The organism is Nostoc sp., from assembly GCF_036918245.1.
Lineage (GTDB): Bacteria > Cyanobacteriota > Cyanobacteriia > Cyanobacteriales > Nostocaceae > Nostoc.
Genome location: NZ_JBALEF010000087.1, coordinates 26800 through 51187, shown reverse-complemented (window position 1 = coordinate 51187; position 24388 = coordinate 26800). Strand labels below are relative to the sequence as shown.

Sequence of the window (24388 nt, the reverse complement as noted above, 5' to 3'; positions counted from 1 at the left end):
GCAATACTTAGTTTAGTTTACACTTCGCGCCAAATCTCTCGGCATCTGATTTTATCATCCAAGCGTAATTCGCTTGGAACACTAAGCTACTAGCTCGGAACAGCAAACTTCGAGTTGAGAACACCAAATTCCGAGTTCAGGACACTAAATTCCAAGAATAGAACATCAAACTTCGAGTTCCGAACACCAAACTTTGAGTTAGGAACACCAAACTTTAGGTTGAGAACACCAAACTTTAAGTTGAGAACACCAAATTCTGAGTTCAAAACATCAAACTTTGAGTTCAGCACACCAAACTTCGAGTTCGGAACACCAAACTTCGAGTTCGGAACACCAAACTTCGAGTTCGGATTTGTACCACTGTGGCAACCGCCGTTCATTAGCTGTTCCACATAAAAGTTGTATATTTCATTATGTTCACTGTCAACAGTCATTCTGACTTCTTCAATTGTTTAAATTTTTAGTTGTAGAAATAAAAGGACGAACTCATGGCAAATTCAGTTTTCAACTTATCTAACCTCAACGGCAGTAACGGCTTTACCATCAACGGCAACGGTTTAAGCAATTCTGTCAGCAGTGCGGGAGACATCAACGGCGACGGTATTGACGACGTGATTATCGGGACAGGAGGTCCCAGCACCATAGGAGAGAGCTACGTGGTGTTTGGCAGCAAAGGCGGTTTTGATGCTCAATTCAACCTCTCCCCCCTCAACGGTACTAATGGCTTCATCGTCAAGAGCATTCGTGATTACTCAGGCAATTCTGCCAGCAGTGCGGGAGACATCAACGGCGACGGTGTTAACGACCTGATTATCGGGGCAATAGGTGCCGACCCCAACGGCTTGGACGACTACTACGACTTATGGCAGAGCTACGTGGTGTTTGGCAGGAAGGGCGGTTTTGGTGCCCAATTCAACCTCAAGACCCTCAACGGCACTAACAGCTTCACCATCAACGCCATCAATACAGGTGACGGTTTAGGCAGTGGGGGAGACATCAACGGCGACGGTGTTGACGACCTGATTATCGGGACACCAAGTGCCTCCCCCAACGGCCAAGGCTCAGGGCAGAGCTACGTGGTGTTTGGCAGCAAAGGCGGTTTTGGTGCCCAATTCAACGTCTCTACCCTTAACGGCACTAATGGCTTCACCATCAACGGCATCAATGCAGGTGACTACTCAGGCAGTTCTATCAGCAGTGCGGGAGACATCAACGGCGACGGTGTTGACGACCTGATTATCGGGGCATTTGCTGCCTCCCCCAACGGCCAAAGCTCAGGGCAAAGCTACGTAGTGTTTGGCAGCAAAGGCGGTTTTGGTGCCCAATTCAACCTCTCCAACCTCAACGGCACTAACGGCTTTCTCATCAACGGCATCAATCCACGTAATTACTTAGGCATATCTATCAGCAGTGAGGGAGACATCAACAGCGACGGTATTGACGACCTGATTATCGGGGCATCTTCTGCCTCCCCCAACGGCCAAGGCTCAGGGCAGAGCTACGTAGTGTTTGGCAGCAAGGGCGGTTTTGGTGCCCAATTCAACCTCGCCACCCTCAATGGCACTAACGGGTTCACCATCAACGGCATTAATACATATGACAATTTAGGCACATCTGTCAACAGTGCGGGAGACTTCAACGGCGACGATATTGACGACCTGATTATCGGGGCAAGGGGTGCCTCCCCCAACGGCCAAAGCTCAGGGCAAAGCTACGTGGTGTTTGGCAGCAAGGGCGGTTTTGGTGCCCAATTCAACCTCTCCAACCTCAACGGTACTAACGGCTTTCTCATCAACGGCATTAATACACATGACCATTTAGGCACATCTATCAGCAGTGAGGGAGACATCAACAGCGACGGTCTTGACGACCTGATTTTCGGGACAAATGGTCTCTCCCTGGGCGAGGACAGCGGTTCAGGGCAGAGCTACGTGGTGTTTGGCAACCGTGCCCCCGTACTCGACCTCAACGGCAACTTAGAAGGAATTGATTTTAGCACCACCTTTAGCGGCACTCCCGTCTCCATCCTTGATCGCAACTTCACCCTGAGCGACAATAAAACTACCCTAGCTGGTGCCACCATCACCATTACCAATCTCTTGAATGGCGCTACCGAAAGTCTCAATGCCACTGCCATTGGGAACATCACTGCTACCTACAACCCCACCACAGGCACTCTCACCCTCAGCGGCACAGATACTATTGCCAATTACCGAGAAGTTCTCAACAGCCTTACCTACAACAGTACAGCTACCACTGCTAACACTACAATTGAGTTTGTCGTCAATGACGGACAGCCTCCCCTTAACACCAGTGCAGTGGCAACTACTACTCTGGGTTTTATCCAGAAATTCATCACGGGAACCAGGAGTGCAGATATCCTTATCGGCACACGCAACAACAATATCATCGAAGGAAAAGCTAGTAACGACAAGCTCACTGGTAACGGTGGTCAAGATAAATTCATCTTCCGTCTTGGCGATGGGATCGACACCATCACCGACTTTGGCGGCGTAGGTATTGGTTCAAAATCTTCAGCGGCGGTAATTACTGAGGTGGATACCTTGGATTTTACAGGTAGTGGTTTGACTGCGAAAAATCTGCAATTAACTCAAAATGGCAACAATCTAGAAGTAACTTTTGAAGATGTCGCTAATACCAAAGTCATTGTGCAAAACTTCAAATTAGAAAACCTGGATAACCTCCCAGCATCTGATACTAAACAAGCTATCGGCAATATCCTGTTTGATGGACAGACGAGCATCCTTGACAGTTTTGATGTCTTCGATGCCAACTCCACTCAAACTAACTTGTTTAACAAGAACAGGGTGACTTTCCTCAATGACCTGAACAATAACATTACGGGTTTTGACTTCTCCGATGATGTGATTAATGGTCAGGGAGGTGATGACATCATCGACGGTAAGAGTGGCAATGATTTGCTGCGGGGTGGTACTGGTAATGATACCCTCATCGGTAATTTTGGCGATGATACTCTCGTTGGCGGTGCGGGTGCTGACAGATTCCTTTACGACCAAAATTCTCTTTTATACAACTTTCCTGCTCTAGATCCCATTAGTGACTTCAACAGTTCTGAAGGTGACAAGATTGTACTGGATAAGACTAACCTTACTGCGATTGCTTCTACTCCCGGAACAGGTTTCAGTAAGAAGAGTGATTTTCAAGTCACTAATTTAGGTCAAGCCAGCACAGCGAGAATTGTCTACGACCCTGTGACTGGGCAATTGTTCTACAACGGAAATGGCAGTGCGGAGGGTTTTGGCGATGGCGGTCAATTTGCGACTCTAACTGGTGCACCAAATCTCACGGCATCTGACTTTATTATCCAAGCGTAATTCGCTTGGAACACCAAACTTTGAGTTCAGAACACCAAACTTTGAGTTCAGAACACCAAACTTCGAGTTCAGAACACCAAACTTCGAGTTCAGAACACCAAACTTCGAGTTTGGAACACCAAACTTTGAGTTGAGAACAGCAAACTTCGAGTTGAGAACAGCAAACTACTAGCTCAGAACACGAAACTTCAAGAAGAGAACATCAAATTTTGAGTTCAGCACACCAAACTACTAGCTCAGAACACAAAACTTCGAGAAGAGAACATCAAAAATACAAGCTAAATCAACGAAACCTTTGCTATATCAGAATTATGAATTCCGCGCAGCGCTACTAGTCTTCAACTTAGGATAAGCAATGCGTTTGTGATGAAATTGCTGCCAAACATCCACAAATATCTGGGCAATTTGTGACATTTCTTCTCTTGTTAGTCCTGAATCTACGAGTTGATTTTCTTGCCATTTGGCACGCAAAATATTATTGAGCATTGCTAAAGCTTGTTCGCTGGAGACATCTTTGAGCGATCGCTTCTCTCCCACAGATTTAGCCGATGCTTGCAGCGATCGCAGCGCTGCTTCACAAGAATCTGCTAACATGACAATTCCGGTTTCCCGTGATTGGGGAATTGGACCATCGTAACGAAAATCTGCGTCGTCTACAGTTAAACTTGGATCTGACTGAGCCATTTGCTGGGCTTGGTGATGAAAATAAGCAATCAGCATCGTTCCCTGATGTTCTGGAATAAAAGCTTGAATTGCCGTAGGTAAAAGGTGTTTACGCGCCATTACCAACCCTTCAGTTACGTGCTTTTTAATAATTTCTGCACTCTTCCAAGGGTCTTTAATCTCTGTATCGTGTTTATTCGGCCCACCCATTTGATTTTCAATAAAGCCAAGAGGGTCGTGCATTTTGCCAATATCGTGATATAGTGTCCCAGCCCTGACTAGTTCAACATTGCATCCTAATTCTTTGGCAGCAGCTTCAGCAAGGGTAGCCACAAGCAACGTATGTTGAAAAGTTCCCGGAGTTTCAGTAGCAAGTCGTTTTAATAAAGGGCGGTTAGGATTCGCCAGTTCTGCTAGGCGAATTGGGGTAACTAAATCAAAAACTTTTTCTAGATAAGGACTCAAGCCTAAAGCTATAACACTCCAGCCTAAGCCGGATAAAGCAAACAACCCGGCTTCTCGGAGGACAATATACCAGGTTGAACCAAATACTTGACCAATTAAGATTTTAACAACCAGGTAAATACCGCCTTGAGTTAAGGCGATCGCAACGCCTAATAATGCCAACTCTTCACGCGATCGCAATCGTTGGGCAATATAACTACCTAATATTCCTCCCCCAACACCAGCTAAAAGCGCAGCCTTGCTCATATCCAAGCTAATGCCTAATATCGGCCACAGCAGGCCGACAACTGTCAACCCCAAAGTCGGCCCGTAAAAGCTTCCCAACAATAAACCAAGGGCGCTCCAGGTGGTATAATGCAATCCGATCGTAATCACTCCTGGCACACTCAGAGTTAGCAATAACACCAACAGGCGATCGCGTTGTCGCAATTCGTAATCAATATGGCGTTCTACCCAGACAAAAATGCCAATAGCGATCGCAATAACGCCTCCTAACTTCACCAACTCCTGCCACTTTACCTCCCGGCGAATCAGGTGATAATGCTCCAGCACCTCAAAGTTCCATGCAGTAATCTGCGCCCCTTTTTTGACAATCACCTCACCATGCCGTACCTTCACCATCACACGTGGCACATCAGCCGCAGCCTTTTGAGCATTTTGTCTGGTTTGTTCTTCATCTTTTTGCAGATTCGGCTTGAGTACAGCTAACAACAGATTCTTTGCCAATGTTTCAGCGGATTCTGGTACAAAGGTCTGTAATTGTAAACTCACCGCATCTTGCAAGATATTTTTTGGCAGTCCCTGTGGAATGCCTTGGGTGAGAATCCTCTCTATACTTTGATGGATTCCTATTTGTGTTTTTTCCCATTCCACATCTGAGAAATCCAAAAGTAGAGATTCTTCATATACTGCTTCGGCGCTAAGAGTCTCTAACTTTAAAAGTTTGGCAGTGGCTTGGATGTATCTTTGACGTGTTTGGGAAATTTCGGCAATTAGTAAGGACAAGCTTTTCTCAGAAGTTGTGAGGCGGTAAGATTCTAGTTCTGCTTCTGCTTGAGTAAAATCAGTGTTTTGAGAAAAATCTACTGGCTGTGTCTTTTCTAGACTCTGGGTATCAGATTTGGATGTGATGCGCGGCTGGCGTTTCTGATTGGGTGCAGCTATGGATGATCGCGGGGATGAAGCGGTGGTTTGTCCGATTCCCTTCTGCTGCTGATTTTTACTATTTTCTACAGCCGATAGCAGTGCTTGCCATTCCAACTCAGAACAAGAGCGGAGGTAACGTTGGGTAGAGATGGATAAAACTACAGGATCGAAAAAAGGAAAAGCTCCAGCAACAGCGCGAATTTCGTTGCCATCATCTAGAAGTTGTTGCAAATTTTCGTTGATTTTTTCGTTGATTCGCGCATCAAGCATCAACACCTGTAAGGAGCTTGTGCTGACGGCTTTGCGCTCGGCTTCTGTTTTTTTCTGATCTTCGATGCTAGCTGTATAAGGTGCTGTAATCGTTTGGGGCGCAGGATATCCTACTTGGATTTGAGTCTGATTGTATAATTTATGCCCAATAATACCTGTGAGGGACACTACAGCGATCGCCAAAATCACCGAGTAACGCTGTTTATATGCCCAATCTAAACCGACTGCATAAATGCTACTCTTAATTTTGACAGATTTTGCCTTTGACCTTACCGCTCTTTCTTGTTTTCGGCGTTCGCTTTTCTCATTAGTTTTTGATAAAAACAGGAATACGTTCTTGAGCATAGTCCTTAGAAGTTCCCTTCTATGGGTTTTACCTTTGGGACTTCTGATTAACTTTCCCTTACGGCGTAGTGTTTTGTACTGTCGCCTCCAGTGAGTCAATTGCTGGTTCAAGAACTGCAAAAATTTATGCATTTTCATTATCTCTACCTGCAATTGCCGACTTTGATAGCTCAAAAAAAGACAATCATCAGGAAAGTTTGATCTGCGGCGGCTGCAACTCGGTGGTGGGGCTTTTTTATTGCTGATTTGCCACAATAGCTAGCTACAGAATCAGTCCAAGGGTTTACTGAAAAATTGTAGTATATGAGACTAATACACTGTGGCGGAAGTTTGCCTACCTTTAACCGCTTATCTGGTTAATTTAAGATTAACGCGACCGAATAACGCGAGGAGCTGCGTAAACCGAAAGCAAAGCCACCTCACATCCCTCCTCTGTTAACTCTTTTGGGTTTAAGGTAAGATTATACACTCCTGACCACACCCCCACAAATGCATCGGTCAATTCTAACATTTGGGAAAAGCTAGTTAGTCCCCATGCTGGAGAATTCCTCTGCAAGAGCAATACTTGCCAATTTACAGGAATTCCGCCTGTCCCGTTATATGCTCCCGACAAAGCACCAGTAATTGCACCTGTAGCCTGTGAGCTTAGAAGCGTAGCATTTTGCACTTTAGCCTGCAAAACTGTCAGGCGAAAGTCTTCTAAGGTACTCAAAAAGCAGTAAAATGCCATAGCAATAGTGTTACTGAGTTTTTCTTCCTTAGCAAACTCAGCTTGCGTCGTTGATAAACCAGCCCCTTGCTCTAATAAATTCTGGACTCTTAATAATTTTTTTGGTATTGATGTCGGTGTTTCTCCGATAAAAGAAATTGTTTGTGGGATAAGAGTTAGAGGGTCAAGTTTTTCAGTTAGGGCAAGAGCGATCGCATATCCTACTGCTAGTGTTCCATCCCTGACTACTGGATCATCCTCCCAGATTTTCAGCACACGCAGCAAGTTTTGCCGGAGCTTAATCGGATTTTCGTGAAAAAAGAGTGCTACTGGTAATGTGGCAATAATTATTTTTATCGAGATGTCATCAGTTGCTACTAAATGAGGAGATTCTTCTTGCTGACGCTCTATCCAATCATCTAAATCTAATCTACCCAACGCAATCAAACTCTGGATACCCAGAACTGCCATTCTGCCTAAATCTAGGTAACTCTCAAACTCTACTTTACCATCGGAAGCTAAACTTCCCCCCAAGAATGCTCCAAGTAAAGTTCCTTTAAACCGACTTATAGGAGAGTAACGCATAAATTATGTAGTTAAAAGTGAGGAATGAGGAGTTAATGAAATATTACTAATTCCCAACTTTACTACCAACTACCAATTTTTAACTTCTAACTCTTAACTCTTAAATGCTCTATCAAAGCTTGTAAGCCCAATAAGTAACTTTGAACGCCAAAACCACTTATTTGCCCGATCGCAACTGGGGCGATATACGAATGATGGCGAAAATCTTCCCGGCGGTAAATATTACTCAGATGTACTTCCACTGTGGGCAAATTAACAGCAGCGATCGCATCTCGCAAGGCCACACTTGTGTGCGTGTACGCTCCTGCATTAATCAGAATTCCCTGATGTTGCCCTAACGCGCCATGAATACTATCTACCAAAATTCCTTCATGATTTGACTGCAAAGGAAAAACTTTCGCCTGTAATTTTAATGCTTCTTGTTCTAACAGGCGGTTAATTTCAGCTAGTGTCAACGAACCATAAATTCCTGGTTCTCGCTGTCCTAGCAAATTTAAGTTTGGCCCATGCAGTGCCAGAATACTTAAGGATTGCAACGTCAAGTTTACCACTATGGGGTTAGTGGCGACGGCGCGAGCGATCGTTCACAGGAATCGGAATCAGTTCCGGTTCCGGTTCAGCCTCTGGCCCTAATAGGCTTTCGATTAGCCTACGAGCTAATTCCTTAAGCTTTTCCAGCACCTTTTCTATATAGTCCATGAACTGACCGCTCCTGAGATACTACCTCAATTTTTGATAAACAGGTACGCAGAAAATGACATACTTTCGCACCTCTGGCTTCCAATCGGGCTGATACACAATCCCGCATTTGGGACATAAGCCACTTCTAAAATTTAGTGTTGTGTTTTCCCTTACTTTTTAGAGTATCACACTTGAACCTACTGAACTGTATCCTATCAAGGATAGATATCAAGGGTCAAGAGTTAAAAATCGGACTTTAGATAGACTATTGAGTAGGAATTTTAGATTTTAGATTAAGAGAATTTTGAGATTCATGCCTCGTCCATTATGGGCGAAATAAATCTAAAAGACGCTCCTTCTCCCAAGGGGAGACGCTTACGCGAACGTCGCTAACGCTACGCTATCGTAAATCTAAAATCCAAAATTGTTTGACTTGCCACTAGCCTTCTGTGCCCTTTTTCTTTGCAGCGGTCGTTGATGATTTAGCAGTTGACTTAGATTTGGAAGTCGTTGATTTACTCGTTTTGCGAGTCGATTTCCCGGTCGATGTCTTAGCTGCCAACAAGTTCAGCGCCGCCGCCAGGGTTACATCTTCTACCGTTTGACCTTCTGGGATACTTACATTAGTTTTGCCATACTTGATATAAGGGCCATAAGGGCCATCGTAGATGTTAATTGTTTCCCCGTCCTCTGGATGCGTACCCAATTCGCGTAAGGCTGCTTTGGACTTGCTGTTGGTGGAACTGCGTCCCTTTTTTGGTTCGGATAACAATTCCAATGCACGTTCTAAGCTAATTGTCAACACATTGTCAGCAGCTTTCAGAGAGCGGTAGTCTTTCCCCTCCTTACCTTGATCATGAACGACATAAGGGCCAAAGCGTCCCAAACTTGCTTGGATTTTGCCGCCAGTAGCTGGATGAACCCCTAACGTCCGGGGTAGTGCCAACAGACCAACAGCCATTTCCAGGGTAACGGTTTCTGGGGTGACACCTTTAAGTAGGGAGGCTTGTTTCGGTTTGGGGTTTTCGTCGGTTTTGTCACCCAACTGGACATAAGGCCCGTAAGCACCAATTTTCACATAAATTGGTTCGCCAGTTTCGGGATGGCGACCTACTTGATCAGGTCCTGTGATTTTTTGCCGCAGCAATACTTCTACCTGTTTGGGGTCGAGGTCAGCTGGTGTCAGGTCTTTGGGAATTGAGGCGGTGATAACTCCTTCACCATTTTCGACTTCAATATAAGGGCCATATTTACCAATGCGGACTTTGGCATCTAAATTTTCCAGTTCTACAGTCCTAGCTTTGGTGGCATCAATTTGACTTTCCCGTTCTTTTACCAGGGTTTCCAGCCCTTTTTCTCCCAGATAGAATTTCTGCAAGTAGGGTAGCCATTTCGCTTCACCTGTGGCAATGTCATCGAGAGTTTGCTCCATCTTCGAGGTAAAACTAGGATCAACGATGTCTGGGAAATGTTTCTCCAGCAAGTCGGTGACGGCGAAAGCGGTGAAGGTGGGAATGAGAGCGTTAGTCACCAAATGAGCATAACCCTTATCGATGATTGTGCCAATGATGCTGGCGTATGTACTGGGACGACCAATACCTTCGCTTTCTAAAGTTTTCACTAAAGTTGCTTCGGTGTATCTAGCTGGCGGTTGAGTTTCGTGCCCAACGGCTTCTAAATCTGTACAATTTGGATGATCTCCCACTTTCAGATTCGGCAAAATTACTTCCTGGTCTTCCAGTGCTGCTTCCGGGTCGTCTGAACCTTCGACGTAGGCACGTAAGTATCCTGGAAAGTCAATCCGTTTGCCAGAAGAACGAAATCCAGCGTCTTCGACTTGCAATTGCACCGTAATTTGAGTTTGGCGGGAATCAGCCATTTGACAGGCGACAGTCCGCTTCCAAATCAAATCGTAGACAGCAAGTTCCCGACCGCCCAAACCAGTTTCTTGGGGGGTGCGGAAGCTGCTACCCGCTGGACGAATTGCTTCGTGCGCCTCTTGTGCGCCTTTAGATTTGGTGGTGTATTGCCTGGGTTGAGGACTGAGGTATTGTTGACCATAAAGCTTTTCTACACAACTTCGAGCAGCTGCGATCGCTTGATCTGACAAATGCACCGAATCTGTCCGCATATAGGTAATATACCCTTGCTCGTACAAATTCTGGGCAACCCGCATTGTGTCACGAGCCGAGAGGCGAAGTTTCCGGTTAGATTCTTGTTGCAACGTCGAGGTGGTGAACGGTGGCGACGGTTTACGAGTTACTGGGCGTTCCTCAATGTCGTTAACATTCCAGGTTTTCCCAGTTAGGCGTTCCTTGAGCGCTACCGCTTGTTCTTCGTTGAGCAACAAGACATTGCGACCTGCGGTAATTTCTCCGGTCGTGGCGTCAAAATCGCTACCGTTAGCGATTTTGGTTCCTCCCAGTGTTACCAACTGGGCACCAAAGGGGGTTTTTTCCTTTGACAAACTAGCTTTCAAATCCCAGTACGTACCCTCATGGAAAGCGCGGCGTTGACGTTCCCTCGTGACTAAAAGTCGCACGGCTACAGATTGCACTCGCCCAGCAGATAATCCCCAGGCGATTTTTTTCCATAGCAGGGGAGACAGGGTATAGCCCACCAGTCGATCTAAAATCCGCCGGGTTTCTTGGGCGCGAACCAACTGCTCATCAATATTGCGGCAGTTTTTCAACGCTTTTTTGATCGCCTCTTGGGTAATTTCGTGAAACACCATCCGCTTAGTCGGAACTTTTGGCTTCAGTAATTGGTATAAATGCCAACTAATGCTTTCACCTTCCCGGTCTTCGTCCGTTGCCAGAATCAGTTCATCTACATCCTTGAGGGCATCTTTGAGTTGGGTAACAATTTTCTTTTTGTCTTTCGGGACAACATATACCGGTTCAAAGTCGGCGTCCACATTTACCCCTAGCTGCGCCCATGATTCCCCTTTGACGGCAGCGGGAATTTCACTAGCCGACTGGGGTAGGTCACGCACATGACCCATAGACGCCTCCACCCGATAGCCTGCTGGCAGGTAGTTGCGAATGGTACGAGCTTTGGTTGGAGATTCGACGATGACGAGAGTTGACATGGAAATTTCAATAAAAAGAAGAGCTACTAAGCTAAACAGTCAAATTGAGGTAACTTTTGCAAATTGTCAAGATAAAAGGTCACGCTTAGGGCGGTGATTTAATCCTCACATAAACTGCCTGCTTGGGAGAAAATCTGCTGAACTTAATGCCCAGTCTGTCCCAGAGGATAAATGAGGGTACGCTGGGTCTGAATTTCCAGCTATTTCAATCTTTAACTTATCTAACGCATAATTGGCGACTACAGTTTTCAAAATATTCTTTAATTGGGGAATGGGAGAGATGAGGAAGCAGGGGAGCAGGGAAGCAGGGGAGAAGTTGCAGTAAGTTTTTCCCCTCTGCCTTGTGTACCCAATGCCCCACTCTTATAGAGCTTGTGCCAAAATTAAATCAAACTTGAGAGCAAAAGCGAAGTGGGATTTGTACCCATGTCAGGAAAGCAAAACCATGAAACCAATTCGTCAGGGTGATGTTATCTTACTACCTGTGCAGCAGGTTGAAGGACAAAAAATACCTCATTTAACTTTGGCAGAAGGCGAAGTTACGGGCCATAGACATCGTATTACTGAGGGCAAGGCTGAATTATCTGAAAAAGATAGCACACTCTATTTACGTGTTATTTCAGAGTCGGCATTGCTAGCTCATGAGGAGCATAAAGCTATTTATATTCTCCAAGGTGACTGGATGGTGAAAATTCAACGGGAATACGAGCCTGAAGGTTGGCGTTATGTCGCTGATTGAAAAGTTAACGCCTGAGCAAGAAGCTTTAATTCCAGTTTATCGAGAGAAGTGGAGAGCGATCGCGCTTTCAACTGAGCGAATTGATCGTGAAAAAGCGGCGGAAGCTGTGAAATCTGCTTATAAAATTATGGACTTTGATGAGCCTAAAATTCTATTTTATGATAGTCCTTATGCAGTTTTTAAAGAATTTATGCTGCAATTAGATAACTCTTTCTTTAATCAGAAAGCTTACAAGTTTCCAGAGAAGCTGTTATTTTCAATACGAGATAAGATAGAAAACAAAATAATAAATAAAGAGTTAAAAATTTTCCTTAAACAAGAAATTATTGTAAATTCAATACGTGATATATGTGAAATATTTGCTTGGATTTTACCGAAAGAATTGGATCAATCTTTGTATATTTTTTATGAAAGATTCGATATTAGTATTTTTAACTTAAATTATATATCACCAGAACTATTGGTTGGTGACGCTATTTGTATTAATTTCTGTATATCTGAATTAAAATGGAATGTCTTTCAGCAACATTGGTTAATCTTACAAAATCTAATAAAAAATTGTGGTTGGATTTTTCCAGATAAGAATATAGCCATTATATGCGATCGCCCGCTTCACCTGCGCTTCGACAATCAAAATCGCCTCCACGCTGAAGGGGAACCAGCCATTGAATTTACTGATGGATATAGCCTCTACTCATACCACGGTGTAACCTTGCCTGAAAAATACGGTAAAATCCACCCTCAGCAATGGCAAGCTGAATGGCTTTTATCAGAGGAAAACGCCGAACTACGGCGAGTGTTAATTCAGGGTATCGGTTACACCAGAATTTGCGAGGAATTGCAAGCTATTGAATTAGATACTTGGCAAGAATACACGTTATTAAAAATTGATGCTGATGTTGATGAAGAATCAATTAATTTATTAAAAATGACTTGCCCTAGCACAAGCTTTATTCACGCCTTGCGAGTTCCACCAAATATGAACTCAGCACGTGAAGCAATTCGCTGGGTTAATTGGGGAATTGATTCAGAGGAATTTGGTGTGCAAACATAATTGCTTAAGGGACTTTTCCCATTTACAAAATATTCAATAATCGCTACCCAATTTCTTGATAAAATCCCCATGTTCAGCAGACTGTAAACCTGCTTTTAAAACCTTCAACACACCCTGCATATTACCTACTAATAACTCTGTCACTGCTAACCACAACCCTGGAAATATGTGACTTCTCAAAATGCCTTCATTGTCAGGTACTAATTCCAAATATTCACCCTGTTCCAGAGAAAACCAAATCAAATTTTGGTCTAAAACTTGCCAAACAATATATTCTTTGACACCGTTGCGACGATAAGCCTGTTTTTTGCCATGAAGATCGATAGCCGCACTACTAGCAGCAATTTCCACAACTAACTCTGGCGCACCTTCAATATAATCATCTTCACTCAGCCGCGTTTGACCACCTGCTTCCGGTACAATCAACAGAACAGCATCGGGTTGAGGTTCGTTATCTAAGTCTAAGCGGACGGTAGGTTCAACTCCCAACCCTACACCAGAAGTTGCAGCTTCGTAAGTACCAAGCCATGTCAAAATCCAACCATGCGGTTGACCGTGACTTCGGAAACGCAAAGCAGCAGGCATAATATAGACAATCCCTTCGGTTAATTCAGCTTTTTTTAAGTTAGGGGTGGCATTGTAGCGACGCTCAAATTCATAGCGGGTGAGTTTATCGCCATTTTCCAAAGGAGGAATTGTCCAAGGCTGGGAGGGTGTTTTCACCATAATTTTTGTACTGAAAATTAGCTTTTGTACATCCTAGCGAATTACGTAAAAACGCAACCTACTAGGAAACGAGAGATTCTTGAAGAAGAATTCAGGAGTCAGAATCACTCTTCGTGGGGGATTTAGACCCGCTCCTGATAGTGTATAGCGAGTCCGCGTACTCTTACGAGAAAGCAAGCTACGCCCAGCGTACACGATTCATTCTGAATTCTGTTTTGATAAACAAATTTACTGAAATATTAAGATTTTTTTGCAAAAAAAACACTAATGTTGTTTAAATAGATAGCTGCATCCCAAGCATTAAATAGGTTTCAGCCATATCACCTCTCCTAAAACCCGCAACAAACCTTATTTTTTTTCAGCCAGCAGGTTTGAGAAAATCAGAAACGATTTAATAATCAAGCACTTATAAGTAAATGGGCTGAATTAAAGATAATACCTCTCTCCAAAGCTCTCCCCTTCTCTACCAACGGCACGCTGTGCGATGCCTACGGCGGTAAACTACGCACCGAAGGGGTTGGTGGTAAGCTCTATCTTATATTTTTTACGCCCACTTACTTAGTTATTTTGAGTTTAAAAGGGAGACACAAACATGAAATTGGCTTACTGGATGTATGCTGGCCCAGCCCACATCGGCACTCTGCGAATCGCTAGTTCTTTTAAAAATGTTCATGCGATCATGCACGCCCCTATTGGCGATGACTACTTTAACGTCATGCGCTCTATGCTATCGCGGGAGAGGGATTTTACTCCGGTGACAACCAGTGTCGTCGATCGCAACGTTTTAGCACGCGGCTCCCAAGAGAAGGTGGTAGATAACATCGTCCGCAAGGATGCCGAGGAACACCCAGATTTGATTGTGTTAACTCCCACCTGCACCTCCAGCATTTTGCAAGAGGATTTGCACAACTTTGTCGAACGGGCGCAGCTGGAAGCGAAAGGAGATGTAATGCTGGCGGATGTGAACCACTACCGCTACAATGAACTGCAAGCCGCTGATCGCACTTTGGATCAAATTGTCCAATACTACATTGAAAAAGCCCGAAAGCGCGGCGAATTGCCTGAGGGCAAAACAGCAAAACCCTCAGTTAACATTATCGGTACTACTACCCTGGGTTTCCACAACAATCACGACTGCACCGAACTCAAACGGCTAATGGCTGATTTGGGAATTGAGGTAAATACCTTAATTCCTGAAGGTGCTTCGGTGAACGATTTGAAAAAGATGTCTAAAGCCTGGTTTAACCTCGTGCCTTACCGTGAACTCGGTTTGACCACAGCCCGTTACCTGGAAGAACAATTTGGCACACCTTATATAGACATTACCCCAATGGGTGTAGTGGAAACTGCCCGTTGTATTCGCAAGATTCAGCAGGTAATTAACGCTCAAGGCGCAGAAGTTGACTACGAAGACTTCATCAATGAGCAAACCCTCCATGTCTCTCAGGCTGCTTGGTTCTCCCGTTCGATTGACTGTCAAAACTTGACTGGCAAAAAAGCTGTGGTCTTTGGTGACAATACCCACGCCGCCGCTATTACCAAGATTCTAGCGCGAGAAATGGGGATTCACGTTGTTTGGGCTGGAACCTACTGTAAATATGATGCAGATTGGTTCCGCGAACAAGTTAGCGAGTATTGTGATGAAGTGTTAATCTCCGAAGATCATGGTGCAATTGGAGATGCGATCGCTCGTGTCGAACCCTCTGCCATTTTTGGTACTCAAATGGAACGCCACGTTGGTAAGCGCTTGGATATTCCTTGCGGCGTAATTGCTGCACCAATCCACGTCCAAAACTTCCCCATTGGTTACAAACCATTTATGGGTTATGAAGGGACGAATCAGATTACAGATTTGATCTACAATTCCTTCACTTTAGGAATGGAAGATCACCTGTTAGAAATCTTCGGTGGTCATGATACCAAAGAAGTTATTACTAGGGGAATTTCTGCTGATTCTGATTTGAATTGGACAAAAGATGGTCAAGCAGAATTGAATAAGATTCCGGGATTTGTTCGTGGAAAAGTGAAGCGTAATACTGAGAAATTTGCCCGCGATCGTGGCTTCAAGGAAATCAACGCTGAGGTTCTTTACGCTGCTAAGGAAGCTGTTGGGGCTTAATGATAATTTAGTTATCAGTTATAAAACTGATAGCTAAAATTCCATAGAAGAGTGTTTTTTCAAAAGAATACTCTTCTGCTTATTATCAAATAAATTTTCTTGCACAAACTAATTTATTAAAAATGGTGTATTTATGAGCAACAATCAATTATCCAGCAGATTGAACGAAAATAGACTGTACACTAGATTAGTTACTACACTCAAAATACTTCAGTTTGTCGGCTTTTTTATTGTAGTCATTTTTTTTATTGTAATATTTTCAATATTTGGTTGAGCTTTAAGTTTTGTTGGTGCAACTAATATATTTATTCTCTTACCTTTAATTTATGTGATTATTCCCTATATTATTATATATATTATTACAGCAGCTTTAATAGCAATAATTGACCTTTTAAGCCGTATAGAACGAAATACAAGGTCTGAATAATAACTGAGGAAATATCTACATTGAAAGGGTTTTGTTGAGGAAAACGTGCTGGTACTTTGGAAAAGTGCAATATTACGTTCCTATTTACCTTCAGAATCAAGAAAATATTACAGCTACTCCTGATTTAGTAGTACCTATTGAAATTGGTCAAGATAACCTACCTATATTTGTTCGTACTGCATTAAACCCTGAAAGTCAGACTAGCTACTACAGCAATATACGACCAGTTATAGCAAGGGCTGATCAGCTTAAACCTTGGGTAGTTAGTAGTTGGGCTACAAAAGTAGTATCAAGCGATGAGGTCGAGTAATGAAAGTCTCAGAGTATTGGGTTAAAAATACTTATAAAGTATGAAGCAAAAGTAAAGAAGCGATCGCCCTATTCTAAAATCGATAATTTTAGTTACTTTTCTTACATTGCTGAAAAAGCGATCGCGCCTCCAACCGCTCAAGCTATTATGTACTGTAAAGCCTACAGCATTAGGAAATTTCCCACCATGTCCAAGCAGACAAACTTGACTGATGCTCGTAACAAGCTAGCCGAACTATGCGCTCAAGTAGTTGCAAATAGAGAAGTGGTAATTATTAACCGACAAGAAGGCGAAACCGTCACCCTAATTGCTGTTGATGAACTAGATAGTTTACTAGAAACATCTCATTTATTTCGTTCACCTAAAAATGCAGTTCGTTTGTTAACTGCTTTGGAAAGAGCAAAAGCTAGAACTTTAAAATCTCAAAGTATTAACGAACTACGTCAGGAGTTGGGAATTGACGAAGAAGAAGGATGAAACCCTACCCCAATAAAATAAAATTCGAGATGCTATATTTCATCCAGAATTTCGGTCAGACCTCGCTTATTGCGTAGAAACAAGTAATCATAATCGTCCACACTAATAAATTTAATAATGTTAGTTCGGTTTTGTAACAAGACTGAAAAGCAAGAAGCTTTTCAGTCCGTGAGAATTTGTTGCACAGATCCGACAACTAGGCCTTAATTTAGTTTTTGTTTTTGGATTTGTTCCCATTCCCCTTGAATACTTTCTAATGCCTTCAAGGTGCGATTTAAACGGGCTTTCTTTAACTCAGGAGTCTCTTTTTGGAATAAACTCGGAGAATTTATTACTTTATGTAGTTCAGATTGGGTGGAATGCAACCGATCGCTCAAACAGCGTTCAAAGATTTCATTATTACCATTACTCACATTTTCTACTAATTGGCGATATATATACTCTTTATAACTGATTTGACCATTGAGGGCGGTATTAACAATTTCCTCGATTAACTTGTAGTAGCAGTCAGATAAGGAATCAGATAGTGCGGCTGGCGTAGGTTCTGCTGCTAGATTACTTGTTTCAGAAGTAGATGGATCGGATATTTCTTCTTTAGTTGGTGTTACGAAAGTTTCCTCAGAACTAGGGGATTCTTCTTTAGTTGGTGTTGGTAAAGTTTTCCGAGAATTTGTAGGTGAAGAATTCGCTTTGGAATTAGATAAGTAATAATCTGCTAAAGAGCCACAGAGAAACTCTTCACGAAATCGGTTTATTTTGGCAAGTGACTGGATTTTGTGGTAACGACGTTTTTGATACCATAAACCAGAAATTAGTAAGCCTCCTATGACTCCTATGCCAACTCCTGCAATAGCAACCTTGGCATCTTCTAAAGCTTGATTTTGTTGCCCAGATTCGACAGTCGGATTGGAAGATGCACTTTCAGCAATAGCATAGTCGCTCACTGAATTTAGCTGTACGCTAGTGGCGATCGCCGCAGCCGACAGTATAAATCTAAATATTAACTTTGATTTCCACATAATTTTACAGTTTAAAAATATGTTGTCTATTTCTGGAGACTAACCGCCTCCCCAAGGGGTGAATAGTTAAGAATCAAACTAACTAGATCCCTCTTTTACCAAGGAAGTTCCACTCCAGTTATATAAAAAATAAACTTTGTCAACAGTAGTTTACGGAAGATATTCTTATTTTTTAACATTATTTGTGCGTCTAGGAATCTTGATAAAGCCGTATATTAATATCATTTCTCAAAGTATCTGTATGAGGTATTTCTTAAAATGGTTAATGATTTATAGTCATCGTATAATCAAATAGCATTGAGTTCGGTAGGCAATGGTCGATGATGTACGATCGCTGCTAGGCTCTCCCTGGCAACTAAAAGCAAAGGGTTTATAAAGCAGATTGAACTTATTTGAAAAGTTGTTGTTTATTTTACCTCCAATCAGCTTTAGAAGTTACCGTACTACTTGAGTAAAAGTGTTACGTCAAGTTATCTGTACTAAGTGCGATCGCAAAGACAAGTTAACACTCAAGGTGATCTCAAACCTTTGTTAGCAAACCTTTGGAGCGAGGTTAAAGGGTTATGTAGAGTGAGCGTTTTTGTCTTTATTCATTCAGAGAGGTCACAGGCGTGGTATAGCCCTCTTCTGTCACTCTCCGGGAGGGCGATCGCTAGAAGCCTGATGAGGCAATCAATACAAGCTATACTATTAGAAAAAAATGGGTCTTGTATTTGTTATTAGAAAAGAATCGCGCGTAGGCGTAGCCCGTCGTAGACATCGCTTGCTATACAAAAGCTCTAGAATCCAGAAATGGCAAATGTTTTCGGAGAGTGACAGAAGAGGGATAGGTAGAGCTTCAGTGTCAAGGCTTTGCTGAACTTGATGAAGATATTACCTTATAGTGATGTCATGCAGCGATCGCATTCCTTAACGCAGAAATTTACTGATAAATAAAAATTAAAAGCGAACAAATATCACAATACAAAATTATTACTTCGGGGATCTGATAGGCAGAATAACCCACTAAAGCTTTAACCGATGTGTCTCCGGCAACGAAGTAAAAAAAGCATCATAAAAGCCTCGCAATCTCGCGTATTAAAAAAAAGCAGATGCATGTTAGTGTTTTAATCTCATTGTCTTCCCTTCGCGCCTTTCGTTATGCATCTGCACTATTTACACCCCCAACACCTTGAAGAATTAGTCAAGAGCAGTGGTATAGACTTACACTTAGTGCATCTCAATTTTAGGTCGCTCCAAGGTGTAACAGCTTATGAGTACCTGTTGATTTCTGAGCTACTCCCCCGCACCAATACCGGAATGGTGAAAAGCAGTTGGTTGCAGCGTTACGCTCACATCACAGAAGGTGGTTGGTGGTGTTCGGGACTAGACCCTCTGAATAATTGGCAAATGATGGAATGGGGATGCTTTAAGCCAAATCAACCCCGACAAAATCACAATGGCAAATCCATCAAGTACGAGCATCCTCCCAGCACGCCAACGCAAGTGTTTTGTTTGCGGGTAACGTTGCAAGTGTGGCAGCAAGTCGCTGGGCGTTACAATCTGGTCATGCCTGAAAATATCACTATTACTCCTGATGGCGAGACTGGAGGGTTTTGGCAATGGGTGATGCAACAGAATATCCCCCTTGTCATCTGCGAAGGTGTAAAAAAAGCAGCCACGTTGTTGACGCAAGGATATGTAGCTATTGCCATTCCCGGAATTACCAGTGGTTATCGGGTTGTGAAAGATGAATTTGGTAAAGTTACCCGTCGTCAGCTAATTCCTGATTTAGCAGCCTTTGCAATTACAAAGCGCAGCATTTACATTTGCTTTGATTTTGAAACTCAACCCAAGACAGTTGCTGCTGTTAACAATGCTATTTCTCAACTTGGTTGTTTATTCCAGCAAAAAAATTGCCCTGTAAAAGTCATCGAACTTCCAGGAATAGAAAAAGGGGTTGATGAATTTATTGTTGCTAAGGGTGCGAGTAGTTTCGATAAAATTTATCGCCAAAGTGTTGATTTAGAAATTTATCTTGCTCAAACTAAACCCCACACTGAGTTAAGTATTCCTGCTGCACTTACCTTCAACCGTCCTTATATAGGTGAAATACCTTTCCCTACATCTGGATTAGTAGGAGTCAAATCAGCAAAAGGAACAGGGAAAACTACAGCATTGCAAGGCGTTGTTCAACAAGCAAAAAGTAGAAACCAACCCGTTTTATTAATTACTCACAGAATCTTACTTGGACGATTTTTGTGTGAAAAAATTGGTATTCAATGGGGAACACATAAAGAAGATGGAGAAAAAAGGATTGATAAAAGACTTACTCCTGCTCCTCCCATCCTGCGCTCTCTATTTCCTCAGCAATCCCTCGGACTGTGTGTTGATTCGATTTGGAAACTTAACCCAGAACATTGGCGCGGAGCAATAGTAATTTTAGATGAAGTGGAGCAATCTTTATGGCATCTGTTAAACAGTAATACTTGTAAGCACAAGCGGGTAAAAATATTAAAGTTATTCCAGCAACTAATTGCGACAGTTTTAACGAGTGGAGGGTTAGTAATTGCTCAAGATGCTGATTTGTCTGATGTTTCACTGGAATATCTACAGGTATTGGCAGGAATTAAATTAACACCTTGGGTAGTTCTCAACCAGTGGAAACCTCAGCATGGTTGGGACGTGACTTTTTATGATTCACCAAACCCAACACCGCTAATTCACCAACTGGAATTAGATTTACTTGCTGGACGTAAATGTTATGTTACTACTGATAGTCGGGCTGGGCGTTATAGTTGTGAAACAATTGAACGTTATCTAAAAGAACGGCTACAAAAATTACGGCGACAATTTCCTAAAACTCTGGTAGTTAGTAGTCACACTACAAACACACCTGGTCATGCAGCAGTTGATTTTATCGCAGCGATTAATCAGAAAATATCGGAATATGACGGCGTTTTTGTTACCCCTAGCCTTGGTACAGGAATTAGTATTGATGTCCAACATTTCGACCGAGTTTATGGCATTTTTCAAGGAGTAATTCCTGACTCGGAAGCAAGACAAGCGTTAGCAAGAGTCAGGGATAATGTGCCGCGTGTTGTCTGGTGTGCTAAACGAGGTATTGGTTTAATTGGTAGTGGTAGTACAAATTATCGCTTACTATCTGATTGGTATCAGGAAAATCAAAAAGAAAACTTAGCTTTGCTGAGTTCCCTACATAAAATAGATGTGGATTTACCTTTAGTTTATGACCCGATTCATTTGCGAACTTGGGCAAAGTTATCTGCAAGGGTAAATGCTTCTATTCGCTTCTATCGGCAATCAATGCAAGATGGTTTAATTACTGATGGGCATCAAATTCAGGTGCGGAGTAATGCAGTTCACAATAATATTATTCGAGATTTACGTCTGGCATTTTTAGCAACTGATACAGGTGATTTAGCTACCCGCAAAAGATTAATTTTAGAAATTGTCAAAGTTCAAAAAGATTGGGCACAAAGTCGTCAAAAAGCTAAAGAAATTAAACGTAAAATTAAAGAAATTAAGCAGCAAAATCAACTATCAGTAGCAAGTGCTGTAGCTAATGCTAAAGATATCGATTATGTAGAATATGAGCAGATGTTAGTTAAGCATTCCCTAACGGATGGAGAACGCAACCAAATCAACAAATATATTCTCAGACAAAGGTATGGTATAGAAGTTACTCCTTGGTTGAAATTGCAGGATGAACAAGGATATTATAGTCAACTGTTAATTCACTATTATTTAACTCACGAGAGCGAGTATTTTCATGTTAGAGACGAGCAAGAATGGCATCAGCAATTGTCTTGGGGTGAAGGGAAAGTTTTTCTCCCAGATTTAAAAACTTATACGCTCAAAGTTGAAGCTATGAGAGCATTAGGTATGCTTCAGTTTCTCGAAGTAAAACGGGAATTTACTGAGAACGACCCAGGTTTGATATTGCTAAAAAATATTGCTTTTCAGCATAGTAAGCATATTAAAAGAGCACTTGGTATTAATTTAGTCGGAGAGAAAGAGCAGGTTTCGGCAATAAAAATACTTGGCCGACTGTTAAATTTGTTGGGTTTGAAGCTGAAACGAGTGAATCAGGTTTATCAAATTGATTTAGAAACACTATATGATGGCAGGGAAAAAATATTCGCTGTTTGGCATCAACGAGATGAGTTGATGTTGGCTGATGTTAAGAGTGTTGGTTATGAGTTGCCTGATTACTCTTCAGCCTGGAAGTTTGAAATTCTACAACCGAAGTCTGAAAAGGTAGACCAAAGGTTATCTACGTCTACTCTCCCATTATCCAAGATATAGGAATCCTGACTTATTTTTAAGTATTGCAAGTCAGCAAATACCCAACTTCGTAAAAGTTATCGTTAATCATTTATTTGAAAGTTTGTATTATTCCTGTAGACCTTATCCAATTGTAAAATTAGTTTCAATTGTGCAACCTGAGCTATCGTTAAATTATGGGCAAATAAGTTTAAATTAAGATATTGAGGATTGAGGACTAGTTATGTTCAACTACAATCCGTTAGACTGCCTACCTTCATCGGCAGAATTACCTAATTCAGATAATACCCCCGTGGATAATGAACTCCAAATATTAATTCCTAACTTATTGTTAGCCATCTTAGCCTCGATTTGGCAAAACCGTGATGACTGGTTTTTCGGTATTAACATGGGTGTTTATCATACACCAAGTATTGGAGCTATAGTTCCTGATGGTTTCTTGAGTTTAGGTGTAGAACGTTTTGTTGGAGAAAATGGACGTTCTAGTTATGTTTTGTGGGAAGAAGAAGGCATTCCACCAATTTTAGCTTTAGAAGTTGTTTCTCAAACTTACAACGGCGAATACGAACAGAAAAAAATTGATTATGCCGAATTAGGCATTTTGTATTATGTCATTTATGCACAAACTCGCCTCCGGCGGAAGCGTCAACGCTTAGAAGTTTATCGCTTAGTTGAAGGTAAATACAGCAGATTGCGGGTATATAGAGTACACTAAACGCGCTTTGCATGTACCGGGACTATGAAAGCTTATTCCATCGAATTTCGAGAAAAAATAATTAACGCTTACTCTCAAGGCGATACATCAATTAGAAAAATAGCTTCAAGGTTCGATGTAAGTAAAGCTTTTATACAAAGGCTGCTTTTACAAGAACTCAAGGTCATGTAGAGCCACAAAAACAAGGTGGAGGGATGAAGAGTGATTTGGATAAGCATAAAATTGAGCTAGCTCAAATGGTAGAAAAGTATCCAGATGCAACTTTATCTGAACCCAAGTGAATATTGGGGACAGACTTACGATAAATGGGTAAATACTAGTGCTATGTGTCGCGCCTTGCAAAGACAAAAGTTGACACAAAAAAAAAGACCCTGCGTAGTAGTCAATGTGCTACAGAAAGAGTCCAAAAGCTAAGGTGCGAATTTTGGGAGAAAGTTAAAGCTATAGACCCAGAAAACTTGGTTTTCATCGATGAAATGGGTGTTTTACTTGGCTTAACACGAACTCATGCTAGAAGCCCATGTGGTCAAAGAGTATATGATTTAAAACCATTTTATAGAGGTGCGAAAGTAACGGTTATTGGAGCAATAAACTTAACAAAAGTTTTAGCTGTCATGACGATGAATGGCTCAATGGATGGAAATGCATTTGAAGTATTTATCCAAAAATGTTTGCTCCCTCAATTATGGGTGGGTGCTGTAGTTGTTATGGATAATGTGCCATCTCACAAAGTAGCTTCAATTGAACCATTGATTCTATCATTGGGTGCCAGTGTTCTCAATATGTCACCGTATTCTCCTGATTTTAATCCGATTGAACTTTGGTGGTCGCAACTTAAAGCTTTTTTACGTCAATTCTCTCCAACCACAACAAAAATGGTTGATATTCTTATTGCAACTGCTCTTGATTTGATTAATCCGAAACATCTAAAAAACTGGTTTACAGACTGTTGCTACTGTACTTCATGAACCTGCAATCCGCTGTATATTTTACAACCAGGGGATAAAATTTGGATGCCAGAAATTGGTTTAGGTATTGGACGGGAACAAGGTACTTATCAAGGAAGGACGCGGGAATGGTTATATTGGTACGATGAGCATGGTGATAGATACTCAACGCCTGAAGAAGAATTGCAAAATCTGTTAGCCAGATTACAACAGCAAGGAATTGACCCAAACACGCTTTAAATAGTTGACAGTTAACC

The 24388-nt window shown here is 42.2% G+C and carries 17 protein-coding genes and 1 pseudogene; 10 read left to right on the top strand and 8 right to left on the bottom strand.

Translation table 11 applies throughout. The annotated features are described in order from the left end of the window. Positions 1-89 precede the first annotated feature (89 nt). A complete protein-coding gene (locus tag V7L12_RS24575) occupies positions 90-434 on the bottom strand; it encodes a hypothetical protein (protein ID WP_335088318.1) in 345 nt (114 codons plus the stop codon). A 54-nt stretch (positions 435-488) separates the two neighbouring features. Between V7L12_RS24575 and V7L12_RS24570 the strand changes: the two genes are divergently transcribed. After that, positions 489-3356, top strand: coding sequence for a beta strand repeat-containing protein (locus V7L12_RS24570; protein ID WP_335088316.1), 2868 nt, complete (start codon positions 489-491; stop codon positions 3354-3356). A gap of 309 nt (positions 3357-3665) precedes the next feature. Here V7L12_RS24570 and V7L12_RS24565 read toward each other — a convergent pair whose 3' ends face one another. From V7L12_RS24565 to topA, 5 genes are all read right to left on the bottom strand, one after another. Next, the gene (locus V7L12_RS24565; protein WP_335088314.1) at positions 3666-6383 is read right to left on the bottom strand and encodes an HD family phosphohydrolase; all 2718 of its coding nucleotides are present in this window, start codon (positions 6381-6383) and stop codon (positions 3666-3668) included. A gap of 229 nt (positions 6384-6612) precedes the next feature. Further along, positions 6613-7539, bottom strand: a complete 927-nt coding sequence (locus tag V7L12_RS24560; protein ID WP_335088312.1) for an ADP-ribosylglycohydrolase family protein — start codon at positions 7537-7539, stop codon at positions 6613-6615. 86 nt (positions 7540-7625) lie between these two features. Further along, on the bottom strand, positions 7626-8075 hold the full coding sequence (gene aroQ, locus V7L12_RS24555; protein WP_335088310.1) for a type II 3-dehydroquinate dehydratase: 450 nt from the start codon (positions 8073-8075) through the stop codon (positions 7626-7628). Between the two features lie 22 nt (positions 8076-8097). Next, on the bottom strand, positions 8098-8238 hold the full coding sequence (locus V7L12_RS24550) for a hypothetical protein (protein WP_012410890.1): 141 nt from the start codon (positions 8236-8238) through the stop codon (positions 8098-8100). Between the two features lie 421 nt (positions 8239-8659). Further along, on the bottom strand, positions 8660-11311 hold the full coding sequence (gene topA, locus V7L12_RS24545) for a type I DNA topoisomerase (RefSeq protein ID WP_335088308.1): 2652 nt from the start codon (positions 11309-11311) through the stop codon (positions 8660-8662). Positions 11312-11756: 445 nt separating this feature from the next. On the opposite strand from topA, the gene V7L12_RS24540 reads away from it, so the two are divergent. Continuing rightward, positions 11757-12050 carry a hypothetical protein gene (locus tag V7L12_RS24540; RefSeq protein ID WP_335088306.1) on the top strand — a complete coding sequence of 98 codons (294 nt, stop codon included), beginning with the start codon at positions 11757-11759 and terminating at the stop codon, positions 12048-12050. Then, positions 12037-13104 (top strand): DUF6745 domain-containing protein, encoded by a 1068-nt coding sequence (locus V7L12_RS24535; protein WP_335088304.1) that lies wholly within the window; start codon positions 12037-12039, stop codon positions 13102-13104. Before V7L12_RS24540 ends, V7L12_RS24535 begins: the two co-directional genes overlap by 14 nt. A gap of 33 nt (positions 13105-13137) precedes the next feature. Here V7L12_RS24535 and V7L12_RS24530 read toward each other — a convergent pair whose 3' ends face one another. Beyond that, a complete protein-coding gene (locus tag V7L12_RS24530; RefSeq protein ID WP_335088302.1) occupies positions 13138-13830 on the bottom strand; it encodes a Uma2 family endonuclease in 693 nt (230 codons plus the stop codon). Between the two features lie 592 nt (positions 13831-14422). On the opposite strand from V7L12_RS24530, the gene bchB reads away from it, so the two are divergent. From bchB to V7L12_RS24515, 3 genes are all read left to right on the top strand, one after another. Next, on the top strand, positions 14423-15949 hold the full coding sequence (gene bchB / locus V7L12_RS24525; RefSeq protein ID WP_335088300.1) for a ferredoxin:protochlorophyllide reductase (ATP-dependent) subunit B: 1527 nt from the start codon (positions 14423-14425) through the stop codon (positions 15947-15949). 491 nt (positions 15950-16440) lie between these two features. Further along, positions 16441-16686 (top strand): hypothetical protein, encoded by a 246-nt coding sequence (locus V7L12_RS24520; RefSeq protein WP_335088298.1) that lies wholly within the window; start codon positions 16441-16443, stop codon positions 16684-16686. A gap of 186 nt (positions 16687-16872) precedes the next feature. Next, a complete protein-coding gene (locus V7L12_RS24515; RefSeq protein ID WP_335088296.1) occupies positions 16873-17163 on the top strand; it encodes a type II toxin-antitoxin system Phd/YefM family antitoxin in 291 nt (96 codons plus the stop codon). Between the two features lie 203 nt (positions 17164-17366). Here V7L12_RS24515 and V7L12_RS24510 read toward each other — a convergent pair whose 3' ends face one another. Then, on the bottom strand, positions 17367-18182 hold the full coding sequence (locus tag V7L12_RS24510) for a hypothetical protein (protein WP_335088295.1): 816 nt from the start codon (positions 18180-18182) through the stop codon (positions 17367-17369). 1140 nt (positions 18183-19322) lie between these two features. Between V7L12_RS24510 and V7L12_RS24505 the strand changes: the two genes are divergently transcribed. The 4 genes and pseudogenes from V7L12_RS24505 to V7L12_RS24490 all read left to right on the top strand — a co-directional run. Further along, entirely contained in the window at positions 19323-22490 is a 3168-nt protein-coding gene (locus V7L12_RS24505) for a plasmid replication protein, CyRepA1 family (RefSeq protein WP_335088293.1), read from the top strand. A gap of 202 nt (positions 22491-22692) precedes the next feature. Beyond that, positions 22693-23184, top strand: coding sequence for a Uma2 family endonuclease (locus V7L12_RS24500; RefSeq protein ID WP_335088291.1), 492 nt, complete (start codon positions 22693-22695; stop codon positions 23182-23184). A gap of 326 nt (positions 23185-23510) precedes the next feature. Continuing rightward, entirely contained in the window at positions 23511-24152 is a 642-nt protein-coding gene (locus V7L12_RS24495) for a transposase (RefSeq protein ID WP_335088289.1), read from the top strand. Between the two features lie 6 nt (positions 24153-24158). After that, positions 24159-24371 (top strand): annotated as a pseudogene (locus V7L12_RS24490) (Uma2 family endonuclease); the annotation flags it as partial. Positions 24372-24388: the final 17 nt, after the last annotated feature.